Below are 15,610 nucleotides of genomic sequence, written 5' to 3'. Positions count from 1 at the left end.
GTCCAGTAGTATTCTGTACATATATACAGTGGTAGAGGAGGTAACTTTATGTTGTGGGAAACCATGGAACGCGTTAACCGCCTGCGCCAAAAGGCGATGTCTAACCCTGAATTCCTTGCTGCAGCCAAAGAGCACGAAGAGACGCTCAAATTGGTTGAACAGGAATTTGAACCCCATTACTCGCATAAATCATCTGCACGTCGAGCTACCGCTCGCAAATCCAAACCGAAATCCATGGCGGACATCTATGAAAAGGCCGCTTTTGGAGATAATCCATCCGGAACAGAACACTAACTCTTGTCATTTCCGGTTTTATAAATCGGCGCCAGTAGCAAAAGTGCTACTGGCTTTGCATATTTTGTGATAGCAGTTGCACTTTAGTCTTATTTTTCAAATTTCTCTCCTTTGGTTGTTATTTTCCACCTCTTAAGGAGTAGCAGATTAACAATTCAATACTACACTTCTCATATAAAACTCATTTCACTATGTTATAGGGGCAAGGTGCGAATGAAAAGACGGAGCGTTGCCAAGGTAGGTTGGCTTGCTGCAGTCGTAATTGTTGCACTGATTGCGGTGAGCATGAAGGAAGATAAACCAGCCTCACCAACCAGTGACAATGTCACAACGCAAAACAGCACGATCAGGATAGGTGTGTCTCAGACACCTCTGTCTACCCCTTTGATCGTCGCTAAGAATCTTGGACTTTTCAAATTGCAAGGTCTTAACGTTACGTTAGTGCCCTGTAACGGCGGGGTTGTTTGTAGCAATGACATGTTTGATGGACGTGTCGATTACTCTACCGCTTCAGAATCGGTCGCCATGTTTAATAGCTTTTCTCGCGATGACTTCGTTTTGCTATCGAGCTTCGTCTCTTCAGACAATGATATGAAATTACTGACCTTAGCCAGCGGTGGAATAAAAGATATTGCTGACTTAAAGGGCAAGAAGGTGGGCGTAGTTCAAGCCAGTTCTAGCGAATTCTATTTGGATTCGGTGTTAATTGCGTCGGGGTTATCCCCATCGGATGTTGAACGAGTCTATTACGCGCCAGATAAAATGGATCAGGCGTTATTCAGTTATAAAGTGGATGCCATTTCTGTTTGGGAACCATGGGGTTACCGGACTCAAATGGGAGCGAGTAGTGATGTGGTCAATTTGGGCATTATGGGAATCTATGATCTGTCATTTAATCTCATGACGATGAGGAGCTACGCGACAGAGCACGAAGAACAACAATACAAACTATTAGAAGCGTTGCACAGCGCGATTGTGTGGATCAATCAAAATCCAGACAAAGCGCGGCAGATAGTCTCAACAGATCTAGGAATTAGACAGCATCAGTTAGAGTGGTCTTGGCATGATTATGCGTTTCGACTTTCATTGGGAAATGCGCTGCTAGCCAATCTAGAACTGCAAGCTCGTTGGGCTTTAGATAACCAGTTGGTGAAGGGAAATATGCCAGATTACCGTTCTTTCTTTGATTCGGATGCTTTGATACGGGTGCTTCAAACAGAGGTATCGCCAAAATGATCAACTCCATCACGCGAAAACTGACTCTGCTGTTGGCATCTACGGTGCTGTTGGTCGGTTTTATCATTTTTTCACTTTTTGAGCTTTGGCAAGAACAGCAAACAACGTTAAACGAACTCAATAAAATTACTGAAATTCAACACAGTGTTGATGGCTTACGCAGTCAATTGTGGGTTTTCTTGCAATACGGTGATGATAAGAGCTTAGAGCAAGTTTATCTTGCCCAGAAAAAGCTCGCCGTATTACTAGAAAAAACCACGGAAGTGGAATTTAAAGTCGATAACTTAATGAAAATGAACGGTAGCCTTGCCGCTCTATTGGTTCAAGAACGCGCATTAACCCAACAAAATGATGTATTGATCCAACCCGCTGGACGCCGCTTTGTGGGAACCAGTGAACTGCTCCACTCGCGCTACAACATGCTGGTACAGAACATGACTGAAGAGCTCTCCTATATTCAGCGTTTGGTACTGGATGAAAGTTCAGCAAATCAACGTTTTTCAATTATTAGTGCTTTAGTGCAACAAGTGGTGTTTGCTCTGGTGGTGGGTGTAATAGCCTTTATTATTCTGCAACGGCAGAAACGCGGCTTTAATTTAATGAAACAGGGCATATCGGATTTGGCGCGTGGTGATTTGGATAGCCGTTTATCTCACCATAATCTCGACAGCGAATTCGTGATTTTGGCTAAGTTCTTTAACCAGATGAAGGTCTCTTTGCAAGATACCACTTACAGTAAAGAAGAGTTGCAAAGTGAAGTTGAACGCCAAACTTACAAATTGGAAAAACAGAAAGAGCGTTTACGTTTCTTGTCGGAAAAAGATGCATTGAGTGGTTTGCTTAACCGTCGTGCGCTTAAAGAGCATCTTAACCAAGCGATAACTCAAGCTCGGCGCACCCATCTCAATTTGGCGGTGCTGTTTATCGACCTAGATAAGTTCAAGCAGATCAACGACAGTTTTGGTCATGATGCAGGGGACAGAGTCATTATTGCGATTTCAGATCGCCTACGCGCCAATTTGCGCGAGTCAGATTTTTGTGGTCGATTTGGGGGTGATGAGTTTATCGTCTGCTTGGATCTCCTAACCAATTTCAATGGGGTAAAAGAGAAGGCGATGCAGCTGATTGAAAAGTTAAGCGAACCGATTTTGGTCGATGAAGATTGTGAAGTATCGGTTGGCGCGAGTATTGGTATCGCTCTATATCCACTTCAAGGTCTGGATGCTGTCACATTGATTCGAGTTGCTGATAAGGCGATGTATCAGGCAAAGATGAAAATGGAAGGTAACTGCTGCTGCGCATTAATGGATGAATTGGAGGAGGAGGTCAAATTAGGATGAACTCCTCCAAAGTCGGGCGATGTTAACCAGTGGAATATTTGCTGGTAAGGTTGTTTACCGTACTCACCTCAATGGCGCGTCGCCATTGGCGTGATTTACACGTCCGCTTTTTTCACAAAATAAGGGTTGCTGTATTTCTTTGCTGGGCCTAATTCGCTTAATACCAGTCGATTCCATACCGCTTTATCAAATTCCCCCTTCGGAATAGAAGGATAAAGGGTTTCTAGTTCTTCTCGAGCTAAATCAAGAAACTCTTTTTTCTTAATTTGGTTATAGCGTTTGACGACGCGGTTATATTTTCCCATCCACTCTTGTTTAAAGGCTAATAAAGCGGGTTCTGCTTGTTCTAATGGCAGACGAGATAAATATATTCGTTTGTATGCGACCTTTCTATCTTCCATCGTTAATATGGTGGTTTGAATATAACGACCATGATGGGTAATAGAAATATCGTCATTTTCGAAGGGGACTAAACACCATCCTTTTGGCAAAAAGTCGCTCTTACTATATTGTTTATTTCGCTCTGTGAGTGCGGTATGCAGCACTAAATCAGAGGTTCCACGGAAGGTCGCTTGCCATTTAGCAATACGCACTTGAATGGAGCCTGGTAAGCGATAGACGTTGGTAAATTTATCTGGACTCATTGGCTACAACGGATCTGTTTTAATGTTAATAAACGGCTCACCTCTATCCATAAGTTAGAGGCCATTTTATTTTGTTTTAATTAGTAAATAATGAGAGTGGCAATAATGCCTAAGGTTCCCATTCTAACTGAGTTTCATTTGCTCGGTGTGAGCAAGGTCGCACATTCTATACTGTTTACTCATGGAATTGCGAGTAAACAATCGTTTATTTTTGTGTCAATTGGGAAGCCCCCTTGTTAAATCGTAATCGAGATCACTATTGTTATCGGTAACGTTCCCATAAGCTGTGTTTATGATAGAAATAATGAGAAAAACGATGCTTATGCGTGTGAGTGTCGTCTTAGGCCCAATTGTGACAATGAGTCGTTAGGGATTGTGTTTTGTTTCATAAAATAGTATATGAATAGGCGAGAATAAAATTATCGATAATCAACAAGTTAGTTAGCTAATGTATCATTATTGATAGTTTTTGCATTAACAGGTGAAATTTTTGGATTCAAAGTCAAAGTTTTCATGTATTATTAGCTCGTTTTTCAATCATTCTGTTTGAACTTCTACACCGAAACCACTTGTTTGCTGAGATCTTCATGAACGCCGCTGATATCGATATCTTACGATTAGCCACGATTATCAATAACCTCATCTGTTGCTTTATTGCTTTTATGTTTCTTTTTATGGCAAGAAATCAACTGACCCTAAACAAAAAACGCGCAGCAAATTGGTTTATGCTTTATAGCCTCTTTTTTGGTGCTGGTTACGCGGTAAGCTTAGCGCGTGGATGGTTTGACATTCGTGTGATTGTGTTGGTAAACAACTTTATCTATCAATCGATCACGTATCTGATGCTCTTTGGTGTAATGCAGTGGTATCAACGTCGTTTAACTTGTTGCGTGCAGGTGTTTGCTGCACTTCATATTTTAGGTTACACCGCGTTAATGTATTGGCTCGTCCAGTATGTTCCTGACTCGTTTTCACTGAGAGCCAATATTGCGGCCTTCAGTTTGTCGTTCGGTTTTCTCTTTGCCACCTATATTGCGATTCAATATCGTACTCGAGGAAAAATTGGCGATGCATTGCTGATTTCGGGGTTGTTTTTTTCAGCGGTAGTGAGTTTTGTTCCAGCGATATCCTATGACCTTTCGCAGCGGATGATCTTCTATATCAGTGGCATAGTCGTCGCGCAAAACGTTGCTACCTTTGTACAACTTGGCGCCATTTTATCGCTGCTGTTTTTTGATGAAATCGAATGGCACTATCAGCGAGCGATTCGCGATAAGTTAACGGGTTTATACAACCGCCGTTTTTTTGAAGATAAATCATCACTGTTGTTTGAGCGTGAGCGCGGCCCATACTTTATCGCGATAATCGATATTGACCATTTTAAACCGGTGAATGATGTCTATGGGCATCTGCAAGGGGACCGAGTGTTAGAAGGTCTTGCCGAGCTTCTTACCACCCATTTCGAACAGGATCTTGTTGCGCGTTTTGGCGGTGAAGAGTTCGCGATTTTATTTTGTAGGCAACGCCGGGAAAAGGTGTTCGACAAGCTCTCCCATTTTCGCAAATCCGTGGCAGAACATGACTTTGTGTTAAACGAGATTAGTATCCAGATCACGGTCAGTATTGGCGTTTCCGAACTGGAAGGCGCACATGACATGACCAAATGTTTTGGTTTGGCCGATGAAGCGCTTTATCAAGCCAAAGCGGAAGGGCGTAACCAATTAGTGACGGTCAGTTAATGCGGCTGCTCTCTAAGTAAAGCCGATTTGAGCTGATTAAAAAGAAAACCGCCAGACTGGCTCAGTCTGGCGGTTTTTTATTAAGTACGCTCAGAAAATCATTGTGATTGGTATAACTAATTCAGTAACACCAGTCCACTTGGTAGAGCATCACCAAAGGCGCGTTGTGATTCGCTTTCTGAAAGCTGTTTTACTTCCTGTACCAACTCTAACCACGAGTCAGGCACTTTGCTGCTACGCAGCTTATCTGCGACCAACACACGTAAATCGTCACTAATATCACGAGTACGGTCACCGGTTTTACGGCTCATCATCATAGTGGCAAAACCTGCCATCGGCTGTTCATTCCAATCCTGTTCCAGTAGCTTAGGCAGCCATTGCTGAATCTGTTCTCGTGCAATCACATTATGAGCGCTGCCGTAAAAAGGAACGCGTGAGGCCAAACGGCCTAAAGCCCACCAGTGTGCTGGAACAAAGTCGGTTTGGCTGGTGGCTTTTTTCAAAAACCACGTTGCTAGCAGTACCTTATCTTCGGCATGAAGGTGCTCTAATGAGGCAGCTAAACGCACCATGGCCTCATAGCCACGATCTTGTGATTCTTGTTGGTTTTTGGTCGCTCGTGCTGAACCCGGATGCAAATATTTGGCGATATCTGCCAAAATCGTCTCTTGCTGATCCTGATCTAAACCACCACTGACTCGGCGCCAAAAAGTCCACCAATCACTCCAAGTGGCATGACTAGAGAATTGAATCCCTTGCTGATAAATCGGCCAGAGCTGTTCCATTCGCCATGCATCGGTTGGCGCACCAAAGCCGGGACGCAAAGCGTAGCCCGCTAAACGCAACCAAGTCTGTTCGTGCTGAACCGAGCGGCGACGGCGTTTTTTACCCAATGCGAACCCATCATAAAGCTGTCTTAAGGTCGCAAAATCCCACTGTTCGCGTTTGCCGAGCTTTTTCTCTAGGGATTTAGTCAGCGTTTTGATCGTATCCGATTCAGCGCTGTTTTTATTACCACTGTAGGCTTTACTGATGAGCTCCAGAGAATCAGAGAGCGATTTTGCGACCGTGGTTGTCTCTTGGTTATTGTCGGCGCTTTGTGTTTGCGCGCGCACGTCAAACTCTAATGTCCAGCGCTGGCTTTCATCGTTGCAATTGACGCATTCGAGTTTCAGTGTGCCGACTTCAGTCAGTTGACTTGCCAACATCACTTCGACACGTTGCTTTTGGTTGGCCGCCAGTTCCACATTGTCATTTCCAGATAAGGTGGTGACATAAGGTGGCAGCGCTGCAAATTTCTCAGCTTCAATTTCACTTAACTGACCATTACGAATGGTCGTCCCTGGGGCGATTTCATCGTAAGGGGAGGTCAGCAGCATAAAACGTACCGGCTCACCTAATGTCAGTGAAAAGCGCCGACTACTGAGGCGAATCTCTTGACCCTCTTCTGTCCCTTTGGCGAGCAGACAAAGCGCTTTAGAGCGCTTATTTTTCTCTGGTAAATGCAAGAAATAGGAACGAGGTGAACCACCACCAATTTTCAGTTGTGCGCCCCGGCGAGCTTTGCCATAAGCGACAGCGCCTAAAGCGACAGACCAATCGGGATGTGGGTTATCGAGCAAGGTAATCGGTGCACCGCGCCAATTTTCCAATAATTGGCAGACCCGCTGGGTGATAAGGTCACTATTAAACGCACCACCATTGAGCAGTAAGCCTACCGGAACGCAAGGCGCGTCACCTTGTTGACCGGCCGCTTGACGGGCAATGGCTTGGTGTTGAAACAAAAATTGCGCGACATGTTTACTGACAGCCGGATCGGCAACGTATGGCAAACCGAATTCGACAACGGCGCTGCGACGTTGATCGGGAATATCAGTTAAACGGCTAAGAGGGAAGAATCCTTCCAAGGCAATTTGATGTACTTCTTGCTTGGTGATGGCGACGCTGCGCGTGCCGCCTAACAGTTTCGAGCCACTGCCGAGTAAGGTAATTTTGACCTCTTCGGGCGCTTGGCTGGAAAGCAGCTGCTCTTTAGCTTGGCGTGTTTGTTGAATCAGTTTGGTGAGCGCCGTGGCATTGAGCGAATTGCTGCCTTTAAACCGGCTTTCTGCCAAATGAGCTAATGCGAGATCTAGGTTGTCTCCGCCAAGCATCAAGTGATCGCCGACACCGATACGATTGAGCGCTAATTGTTGGTCTTTACTTGTCGCACTAATCAAACTTAAATCGGTAGTCCCACCACCAATATCACAGACCAAAATAAGCGGAATATCCGCCAGCTCATGGGCAGCGCTTTCTTTATGACGTGCATACCAATCGTAACAGACCGCTTGTGGCTCTTCTAATAGCGCGATGTTGCTAAGACCAGCTAGTGCTGCTGCTTCTAAGGTGTATTTACGCGCCGATTCATCAAATGACGCAGGGACTGTGACCACGACATCCTGCTCTTCCAGTGGGTGACTTGGATGGCGATGATTCCATGATTGACGAATGTGATTAAGATAACTGGCGCTGGCAATAATTGGCGACACTTTGTCGACGTCTTGCGCGCCAGCCCAAGGGAGGATCTCTTGAGTGCGGTCAACACCAGTGTGAGATAACCAGCTTTTCGCACTGGAGACTTGGCGTCCTTCGCTACGTGCCCCTAATTCTCGCGCCCATTCGCCAATAATGGCGTTGGGAATATCGCCTGCCACCAGATGATTTTCCCAAGGAAGTGTCATATCTGCAGCAGAAAACTGAGCTTGCGCCGGATGATAGCGAAAAGAGGGCAGCAATGGTTTACGTACCACTTCGCCGGGACCTTTTAATTGGTCAATAGCAAACAGTTCGATTGGCTGTTGGTCGAGAGGTTCAGAAAGTTCGCAGAAAGCGACAACAGTGTTCGTGGTTCCTAAGTCAATGCCGACAAGATAACGGGGTTTTGGCATGAAGACCTCATCAGGGTTAGGCAAGCGAGAGAGTTGAGCTGCTTGCAATATCATTAGGGAATTATAACTAAACAAACGGCGCCTAAAAGGCGCCGTTAACATGGCGATGATTATTCGCTGATCGTCGCGGACTCATCGAGTTCTGAGTGATGGTCACGTACATCAAATTCAACATGCCAACGTTGGCCGTTGTCTGCTGCGATGGCATGCAGCTGTAATGTGCCTAGTTCGGTAACACGTGATTGCAATGTCACTGGAACCACTTCACCTTCACGGCGACCTTCACTGACTGGAAGAGTGACTTGAATTTCAGGTAACTCTTCAAGCTCTTGTGGTGTCCAGTAATCGAGATGCGTACCGGCTAGGTCATCGCGGCGAACGGTTGAACCGTAGAACTGGAAGTGTACCGGTTGACCAATGACCAAACCAAATTGCTGACTTGGAACGTTGCATTCGGTGCCTTCTTCCATACCAAATGGGGCAACACATAACGCTTCCATCGGTACTGGCATACCCGGAATGGCAGGCATCGCACTTTCAATTCCAACGTAATACGCATTCGCAATACCACCACGGATACGAACCCCTTCACCTTTACGCACTGCGCCGTAGTAGGCGGCGCCACACGCAACGGAAAGATCAAGGTCTGATCCTTCAAGCAAAATTGCAGGTGCTGCTTGCGCTGAGGTCAGCCACTGGTTGATGGTATTAAGCAAACGTTCAGACAGCAGTTCAGATTTCAGTACACCGCCATTAAGCAAGATTTTGTTTGGCTTAATAAATTCAGCAGGAGCGACTGGCATACCCGGAATATTAAACGGCATGCTCTCTTGTGCTTGCTGACCTTGAGCGTTAGCTTGTTTGGTTAAAAACGCAGCAATGTGACGGGTAATACCTGCGTCTTGAGCGTACGGAAGACCCATTTGGGTTAACGCACCACGTGGTTTCTGCATCGGATGATCGGTCACAGCAATCTGTGGGAAGAAACCGTCAACTAAAGTCTGTTCCACTTCTTGGCGAGTCAGCTCTGTTTTTAGCGTTGCGCCAAGCAGTTTTGAACCACGACTTGGTACTACGATAGGCACGGATTGCACATCGCGAGCACTGAGTAGAGTCTCTTTTGCATCACGACAAGCATGAGACATGGCTTGAATTTGCCATGGTTGCAGCTCTTTACCTTCTTGCGCCAGCTTCATTTTTAGGCGGTAGGCAAGGGCAAGATCCATGTTGTCACCGCCGAGCAGGATATGTTCACCGACGGCGATACGGTTGAGTACTAAGTTACCTTCTTCTTCAGTCACTTCAACTAAAGATAAGTCGGTTGTACCACCACCAATATCGATCACCAATACCACATCACCGACATTCACCTGTTCACGCCACGCATCGTGGGTGTGATCGATCCAGTGATAAAGCGCTGCTTGAGGTTCTTCAAGCAAAGTAATATTGGTTAAGCCAATATTGTAAGCCGCTTCAGCAGTGAGATCGCGCGCTGCGGGATCAAATGAAGCAGGAACGGTAATTGTGACATCTTGCTCAGCTAAAGGCGCTTCTGGGTGTTGATGATTCCATGCTTGTTGCAGATGATCTAAATAAAGTTCAGTAGCGCGAATTGGCGATACTTTTTCGACATCTTCCGGACTGCCTGCAGGCAAAAAGGCTTGGCGACGATTGACACCACCGTGGCATAACCAAGATTTGGCGCTCGATACCAAACGAATGGGGGTTTTGGCACCTAAGTTACGTGCAATCGCACCGACAAGAGCGGTGGGTTGATCGGTCCAAGGCAGGCGACGCGAACTTGGCGACATCTCATGTTCATGGGGTTGGTATAAAAACGAACCCAATTGGGTGTAGCTTTCCACTGTGCCAGGTGCACTCATCTGAGCAATGCTCATGACCTCAACGGTCGCTGCTTCTTGCTCAAGATCGAGATAGGAAAGGACACAATGTGTGGTACCAAGGTCGATACCGACACTGAATTTTGCTTGTTGATCCATTACAGCTCTACCTCTGCTGGAGCCACGATAGACGCATCGTACTGTTCAGCCAGTTTAGGCAGGGTGACTGAATCGGCTTTCCAACCTTTATGGATCAGTACACCATTAAATGGCGCTTGACCGGTAACATTACCCGTTAGACGAATCGCTTGTGGATCAAAGCCGGCTTCAATCGTGATACGTGACTCTTCGTCTTCGCTGCGAATTGGGCTTAGGGTAAAGTAATCGTTAAGGACTTTTTTACCACCAGCGTGAATAACGCGAGCAGCAGCGCCCACTTCTTCATCGCTAAATTGATTCACGTCTTCTTGCAGAAAGTCGATAAGTCTTGCATCTTGTTGGAACAGCGCAAGCAATTGCAGTGCTGAATCGGTAGGTGCAGTAGCGAGTTTAGATTCAACCTCAACCACTTTTTCTACCACTTTCTCAACTTCAACGACTTTTTCTACTTCAACGATTTTTTCGATTGGCTTTTCAACTTCAACAATCTTTTCCACTGGCTTTTCGATGACTTTCTCGACCACTTTGCCTTTACGGGTCAAAGCGAAGATAAACATAGCCACAGTAGAGGCTGCAAGCCCTGCGTGGAGCATGTCAAAGGTAGCTGGGATGGTATTTAAATCGAAGGTCATTTGGAATTCTCTAAAAGATCTCTTTCTGGCCGCCGTGTCATCACGACTGGTCTTGATAGAATTAAATTACACATAGAATTGCGTCGATATTACCATAATCCCGTGAAATGAAGTGGATAAATTCACGAGAACCTGACGAAATCCGGTTGATAGGGTATCTTTTAAGCATTAATGACTCACTCTGGCGCACAAAACTCAATCCTGGCGCTCACAATTGAGTATTTACTAGGCATCAAAGCCGCACAATCGCAGATTCGAGCCATCTCAACGTTGGCGATTAGGCTCGTCTCAGGTAACATATCGTGTTTTTAATCAATGTAGTAAGGGATGGATTCACCGATGAACCATAACCGTGTTGTATGCTTCGATTTGGAAATGTGCTGTTGGAATGAAAACGGAGTGGGTACCACGGGAGAGATCATTGAAGTAGGTTTGGCCGAGATCGATTTAGGCAAAGGCGAAATCGTGAAACGTGCGCAGTATTACGTGAAACCTGAACAGGATGAAATCTCGATGTTTTGCGTTGAACTGACCGGAATTACCCCGCGAAAAATTGAAAAACAAGGTCGACCACTGGCGGATGTCATTCAATCCATGATTAAAAATTTTGGTGGCTCAAAAAAGATTTATGCAAGTTGGGGTCGCGATGATCTGATTTTGGCCAAAGAGTGCCGCGCTAAAGGCATTGATATGCCATTTAAAGAGTTTATCAATTTGGCAACTTTGTATCGCATTCAACATCGTTTGAAAGAAAAGCGGATTGGCCATCGCGCAGCTCAAGAACACGTCGGTATTGAGTGGGAGGGACGTCAGCACAGTGCTTATGTCGATGCCCACAACCTCGCTAAGCTCGCGCTGAAAATATTGTAAGCGCAGTGCTATTTGGCGGTCAGCAAAAGCCAACAGTCGGATTTGTCACCAAATTGACTTGAGATGTTAATCAAAACGACACAGTTAATCGTTACCGTAAACGCATCTCGTCAGAGTGACATTATAATAAGATCCCATTTACTGGCTTTAGCGAAAGTGCACTGATCATGCGCTTTCGCTTTTTTTTATCTCGATGTTCTGCTCACAACGACGTGCTTGCTTAAGCCCAGTTAGCGTTTCTCGGTCACCATCAATTTGGCACGAATAAACTCACCGTGGTCCACGTACAGAAGCTCTGCGGCTTTACGAATAACGGCGTCTTCTAACGGGTCAATTTCTCCGTCAGCCAAAGCCACTTCCCACATTGCTTTGATCAAATCAAAACGGGCACTTTGGGATAATTCACGAAGCTGGGTGGTGAATTCATATAAAGAAGCAGCATGTTTAATCCGTTCATCAGCCTCGACGATCAGCTCACGTGCTTGCTGCTCATTGATGCTTAGCAACTTTTGTAACAGGGCTTGTTTCGCTTGGTGTTCTTGGTCACTGATATCGTGGTCTGCACCAGCGACTTCGGCCAGCAAGCAGGCGATGGCAAAATTGGGGTTTTGTGTTTGTTGGCTAAGATCGGTTCCCTCCAGCAGTTGTTTGAAGAGAGAATGTAAGGCGTTAAACATAAAACGATACCCTTGTTGTCCTTGGTTAAAATGGTTTTGGGTTGAACCTTCTTTGTGTTCGACTCGGAATCTCAACCTAATAAGTGTTAAATAGTGGTCGCAGCGCCATTTTGCAACGCCAATGTCAACTTTTTAACTCGATTCTGACGGATGCGCTGCTTTTGTGGCCGGAAACATCACCTCTTTACCCTCGCTGGTTAAAATGGCCACCATATTGGGTGTGCCGTCAGGATGCAGTGTCAGTTCGCCAATGGCCGCGTGATTGACCAAATGGCGTAGATGCTTCCCTTGCGGATGACGTTTACGGATTTTGAGCCGTTTACGTTTGGTAAACCAGTTAAGTGGCGAGCGTGGTCCATACAAAAGCCCATCAGCATAATCACACCAAGTTAGCAGTGGTTCTGGGAATTGATTCTTAAAGCCACTGCAGGTGATTTGGAAGATATTTGGACTCGATTTACGCGAGCGCAACTGAATATCGTAAGCAAATGAGTAATGAACATCACCGGATAAAATCACAAAATTTGTCGGTGTGCGGCTGTGGGTGAAGATGCTCAGTAGGGTATTGGCACTACCAGGATGGGCCATCCAGTTTTCTGCATCGACCATTAACGGTTTGCCCAGCCAGGTCATCACACGTTGCAGCGCTTCAATAAATTTCACACCAAAGATAGGCGCAGGGGAAACGATCAATACTTTGTCTTGATTGAGTATCGCTTGCTGAAATTCCATCAAGGCTTCCCAATCCATCAATCCTGAAGGCTTATTCATGTTTGATTCTGAGCGCCAGCGCTGCGTACGGGTATCCAGCACAATCATTTTCGGTGTGGTTTCAGTGGTGTAGTGCCACTGTTCAAACTGGTAGAGCGAATCAATCAGCCTATTGTGATGTTCGGTCGTGGGGCTAGAGCAAAAATGGGCCATGTGTTGATGAAAGCCCGCATCAAAACGGTTTGGCTCATTGCCCCAACCTTGGAATAGCCAGTAAGTGAGTAGGGCGTTACCGATAATGCGCCGCGCAAAAGGCTGCGTGGTTGCGGCGTATTCCCAACCGACCGTGAGGTTCCAATCATCGGTGACGTCATGGTCGTCAAACATCATGTAGGTGGGAAGATGAGCTAACATGGCTTGTACCGGATGTAAGCCTTCTACAAAATCATGAATGTGTTGCCATTCTGTTTCCCAGCGAGCACGCTGGGCGTTTTGCTCTGTAGGACAATCCTTTACCGCATCAAGTAACTGCCATTCTTGCCACAGAGTTGGCGACCAGACTAATAAATACATCGCCACAAATTCGGCAAAGCTGATTAAATGGTTATCGGCATCGGTGGAGGTAAACACCGCCACCTCTTTTTTCTGACCAAACAAAGTGCGATACAAGAAAGAGCGCCGTAAAGGCGTTTGTGACGTATCAAAGTGGGGTAATAGCGCTTGCCGACCGTAGTAACAATGTGCGCTGGCATAAAGCTCTGCACTATTACTGACTGGGGCTTGAGTAAATTCTTCTTGATAGAGGCCAAGCGTATCAATCACACGGTGGATAGCTGCCAATAGAGGTCCTGCGACATGGTCAGCGTAGATTTGGTCACCACTCATCATCAGTAAATGAGGGCGCTCTGCGATCGATTGATGGGCGACTTTACGCGCTGCCGCCGCTAACGCATCTTTACAGGGATCGCCTGGATTGCGACAAGACCCATGCATGACATAGTTTGCTTCACCAGAGAGGTGGACGGTGAGGGCTGATTCATCACCTAATTTAAGCTCTGGGTATAACTCAACTAAATCACCATATTGAGTTGAAATTTGGTAGTGGTAGAAACCCGTAGCGAAATCGCCATTTAACTCGATAAGTACCACCCAAGCGTGCGTACCCACTTGATATTGAGTGACGGTGGTGAGATCCAGCGTCATGGTCTCGCCCGTTTGGCTATTCCACCAACGACATTGACCTTGAAGTGGTTTGGACGTCGCCAACCAGATGGCGACCTGTTTTGCAGTACATTTTCGGACAATCGGACCCGCTAATAGAAACGGAGTGGATAGAGTAGTCTTTGGCGACAACAGTTCCTCCCTAGCGGCTAGGTTCTAGCAATACCTAATCTTCTTCATCTAGAACAGCACCAAGCATTTCAATAAACTCTGAGCTAGAGCGCTCATGAGCGACAATCATCAGTGCTAATAGTGCCTCAGTTTTGGCTTGTTGTCCGCTATCTTCATGTAATATTTGCGTAATTTGTTGCCTGATAAGTTCTATCTCATGTTCGACAAATCCACGACCTTCTTCGTCACCTTGCTCTTCTTCTGGGGCATTATCAAAATCGAGAAAGACAAACTCATCATGCGGGGTTGCATTGACTAGTTGTTCAGGCAGCCACCATTCTCCCGTGACTAATTCAGGGTCTTGATCAGAAGGAATGGTATTTAAAATCATTTTGAGTTCAGAGGCTTTCACATTATCTGGCTTACTTAACAAGAGAAGAGACATTGTATCGACTATTACTCAATAAACATAAGCTCTAAACGTTTAATTGAGCAAACTTTGGGTAATAAATTCGACAAAATAGGTAAGGTGGCTAAAACGTAAACAAAAAAAGAGCCATCCGAAGATGACTCTTAAATATAAAGCGTGTTGAGCTTAGTAATTAGGCTGATTATAGAGTGATTGAGCTAAGTTGTTGTTTAGCTGAATCTAGGCCTTTCTCTTTGTATTCATCACCCATGTTTAGGGCTTCTGCGTATGCAAATTCAACGTCAGTCACACCGATGAAACCTAGGATGGTTTTTAGGTAAGAAGAGACGATGTCTTGTGGTGCATCTTTGTGAATGCCACCGCGAGTTGTGATAACAACTGCTTTTTTACCTTCGATTAGACCTTGAACGCCGCTTTCAGTGTATTTGAAAGTGATGCCAGCACGACAAATTAGGTCGAACCAGTTTTTCAATTGAGTTGGGATAGTGAAGTTGTACATAGGCGCTGCAATCACGATAGTGTCAGCCGCTTTTAGCTCTTCAATCAGGGTGTTAGAAAGATCAACAACCGCTTGTTGGTCTGCAGTCAATTCACCTGTTGCTGCTGCACCGAAAGCACCGATAACAGAACCATCTAGAACAGGCACTGGATTTGCAGCCAAATCACGCAGAGTCAGTTGGTCTTGGTCAAATTTAGCGATGTATTCGCCAAGAAGTTTGCTTGATTGAGAGTATTCACCAAGAATGCTTGATTTAAGTGCAAGTACGCGAGACAT

13 protein-coding genes are annotated in these 15,610 nt (G+C 45.6%); 5 read left to right on the top strand and 8 right to left on the bottom strand.

Translation table 11 applies throughout. The features are described from left to right. Window positions 1–48 precede the first annotated feature (48 nt). The 3 genes from OCV11_RS08495 (at window position 49) to OCV11_RS08485 (ending at window position 2,870) form a co-directional block, all read left to right on the top strand. The gene (locus OCV11_RS08495; RefSeq protein ID WP_261892148.1) at window positions 49–294 is read left to right on the top strand and encodes a hypothetical protein; all 246 of its coding nucleotides are present in this window, start codon (window positions 49–51) and stop codon (window positions 292–294) included. Between the two features lie 285 nt (window positions 295–579). Continuing rightward, on the top strand, window positions 580–1,530 hold the full coding sequence (locus OCV11_RS08490) for an ABC transporter substrate-binding protein (RefSeq protein WP_315972750.1): 951 nt from the start codon (window positions 580–582) through the stop codon (window positions 1,528–1,530). After that, window positions 1,527–2,870 carry a diguanylate cyclase gene (locus OCV11_RS08485; protein ID WP_261892145.1) on the top strand — a complete coding sequence of 448 codons (1,344 nt, stop codon included), beginning with the start codon at window positions 1,527–1,529 and terminating at the stop codon, window positions 2,868–2,870. Before OCV11_RS08490 ends, OCV11_RS08485 begins: the two co-directional genes overlap by 4 nt. Before the next feature lie 95 nt (window positions 2,871–2,965). On the opposite strand, the gene OCV11_RS08480 is transcribed toward OCV11_RS08485, so the two are convergent. Further along, window positions 2,966–3,514: an MSHA operon transcriptional regulator gene (locus tag OCV11_RS08480; RefSeq protein ID WP_261892144.1), complete on the bottom strand. Its 549-nt coding sequence runs from the start codon at window positions 3,512–3,514 to the stop codon at window positions 2,966–2,968. A gap of 587 nt (window positions 3,515–4,101) precedes the next feature. On the opposite strand from OCV11_RS08480, the gene OCV11_RS08475 reads away from it, so the two are divergent. Further along, a complete protein-coding gene (locus OCV11_RS08475) occupies window positions 4,102–5,253 on the top strand; it encodes a GGDEF domain-containing protein (protein WP_261892142.1) in 1,152 nt (383 codons plus the stop codon). Window positions 5,254–5,369: 116 nt separating this feature from the next. On the opposite strand, the gene OCV11_RS08470 is transcribed toward OCV11_RS08475, so the two are convergent. The 3 genes from OCV11_RS08470 to OCV11_RS08460 form a co-directional block, all read right to left on the bottom strand. Then, a complete protein-coding gene (locus tag OCV11_RS08470) occupies window positions 5,370–8,183 on the bottom strand; it encodes an Hsp70 family protein (RefSeq protein WP_261892141.1) in 2,814 nt (937 codons plus the stop codon). 110 nt (window positions 8,184–8,293) lie between these two features. Next, window positions 8,294–10,183 carry an Hsp70 family protein gene (locus OCV11_RS08465; protein ID WP_261892140.1) on the bottom strand — a complete coding sequence of 630 codons (1,890 nt, stop codon included), beginning with the start codon at window positions 10,181–10,183 and terminating at the stop codon, window positions 8,294–8,296. After that, entirely contained in the window at window positions 10,183–10,815 is a 633-nt protein-coding gene (locus tag OCV11_RS08460; protein WP_261892138.1) for a DUF2760 domain-containing protein, read from the bottom strand. The genes OCV11_RS08465 and OCV11_RS08460 overlap by 1 nt, the downstream gene beginning before the upstream one ends. Window positions 10,816–11,154: 339 nt before the next feature. Here OCV11_RS08460 and OCV11_RS08455 point away from each other — a divergent pair, with 339 nt between their 5' ends. Then, a complete protein-coding gene (locus OCV11_RS08455) occupies window positions 11,155–11,685 on the top strand; it encodes a 3'-5' exonuclease (protein ID WP_261892136.1) in 531 nt (176 codons plus the stop codon). Window positions 11,686–11,915: 230 nt separating this feature from the next. Here OCV11_RS08455 and OCV11_RS08450 read toward each other — a convergent pair whose 3' ends face one another. The 4 genes from OCV11_RS08450 to OCV11_RS08435 form a co-directional block, all read right to left on the bottom strand. After that, window positions 11,916–12,362: a tellurite resistance TerB family protein gene (locus OCV11_RS08450; protein ID WP_261892135.1), complete on the bottom strand. Its 447-nt coding sequence runs from the start codon at window positions 12,360–12,362 to the stop codon at window positions 11,916–11,918. A gap of 132 nt (window positions 12,363–12,494) precedes the next feature. Then, window positions 12,495–14,426 carry an alkaline phosphatase D family protein gene (locus OCV11_RS08445; protein ID WP_261892133.1) on the bottom strand — a complete coding sequence of 644 codons (1,932 nt, stop codon included), beginning with the start codon at window positions 14,424–14,426 and terminating at the stop codon, window positions 12,495–12,497. 34 nt (window positions 14,427–14,460) lie between these two features. Continuing rightward, a complete protein-coding gene (locus OCV11_RS08440) occupies window positions 14,461–14,817 on the bottom strand; it encodes a VC1380 family protein (protein ID WP_261896260.1) in 357 nt (118 codons plus the stop codon). A 199-nt stretch (window positions 14,818–15,016) separates the two neighbouring features. Then, window positions 15,017–15,610: an FMN-dependent NADH-azoreductase gene (locus OCV11_RS08435; RefSeq protein WP_261892131.1), complete on the bottom strand. Its 594-nt coding sequence runs from the start codon at window positions 15,608–15,610 to the stop codon at window positions 15,017–15,019.

This window comes from Vibrio porteresiae DSM 19223 (assembly GCF_024347055.1).
GTDB lineage: Bacteria > Pseudomonadota > Gammaproteobacteria > Enterobacterales > Vibrionaceae > Vibrio > Vibrio porteresiae.
The sequence above is the reverse complement of the archived record's forward strand: the minus strand, read 5'-3'. Positions and strand labels throughout refer to the sequence as shown.

What these genes read in the sequence shown, in the direction of transcription:
- OCV11_RS08475 (WP_261892142.1), top strand. Translation starts at nt 4,102, where the DNA reads ATGAACGCCGCTGATATCGATATCTTACGATTAGCCACGATTATCAAT.
- OCV11_RS08435 (WP_261892131.1), bottom strand. Translation starts at nt 15,610, where the DNA reads ATGTCTCGCGTACTTGCACTTAAATCAAGCATTCTTGGTGAATACTCT.
- OCV11_RS08450 (WP_261892135.1), bottom strand. Translation starts at nt 12,362, where the DNA reads ATGTTTAACGCCTTACATTCTCTCTTCAAACAACTGCTGGAGGGAACC.
- OCV11_RS08460 (WP_261892138.1), bottom strand. Translation starts at nt 10,815, where the DNA reads ATGACCTTCGATTTAAATACCATCCCAGCTACCTTTGACATGCTCCAC.
- OCV11_RS08495 (WP_261892148.1), top strand. Translation starts at nt 49, where the DNA reads ATGTTGTGGGAAACCATGGAACGCGTTAACCGCCTGCGCCAAAAGGCG.
- OCV11_RS08490 (WP_315972750.1), top strand. Translation starts at nt 580, where the DNA reads ATGAAGGAAGATAAACCAGCCTCACCAACCAGTGACAATGTCACAACG.
- OCV11_RS08480 (WP_261892144.1), bottom strand. Translation starts at nt 3,514, where the DNA reads ATGAGTCCAGATAAATTTACCAACGTCTATCGCTTACCAGGCTCCATT.
- OCV11_RS08470 (WP_261892141.1), bottom strand. Translation starts at nt 8,183, where the DNA reads ATGCCAAAACCCCGTTATCTTGTCGGCATTGACTTAGGAACCACGAAC.
- OCV11_RS08485 (WP_261892145.1), top strand. Translation starts at nt 1,527, where the DNA reads ATGATCAACTCCATCACGCGAAAACTGACTCTGCTGTTGGCATCTACG.
- OCV11_RS08455 (WP_261892136.1), top strand. Translation starts at nt 11,155, where the DNA reads ATGAACCATAACCGTGTTGTATGCTTCGATTTGGAAATGTGCTGTTGG.
- OCV11_RS08465 (WP_261892140.1), bottom strand. Translation starts at nt 10,183, where the DNA reads ATGGATCAACAAGCAAAATTCAGTGTCGGTATCGACCTTGGTACCACA.